Source organism: Archangium violaceum Cb vi76 (assembly GCF_000733295.1).
Lineage (GTDB): Bacteria > Myxococcota > Myxococcia > Myxococcales > Myxococcaceae > Archangium > Archangium violaceum.
Genome location: NZ_JPMI01000187.1, coordinates 1 through 228 on the forward strand (window position 1 = coordinate 1; position 228 = coordinate 228).

Sequence of the window (228 nt, forward strand, 5' to 3'; positions counted from 1 at the left end):
CTCTTCGCGGCCTCCGCGTCCTCCTGGTGGACTTCGACCCGTCCGCGGGCGCCAGCATCTTCCTGGGCCTCGCCGAGGAGGTGCGTGAGGAGCACGCCCCGCTCTACACCGTGGTGGAGCTACTGGAGGGCAAGCCCTTCACGCCTCACAAGTACCCCCACGTCCCGGGCCTGGAACTTCTGCCAGCGAGCACGCGCCTGTCGCACTACGCCCAGAAGCTCGACCAGG

Annotated in this window: 1 protein-coding gene; it reads left to right on the forward strand. The window is 68.9% G+C overall.

The features are described from left to right. Nucleotides 1-228 (forward strand): ParA family protein (locus Q664_RS59340; RefSeq protein ID WP_043401477.1); only part of this gene is annotated, 228 nt, incomplete at both ends.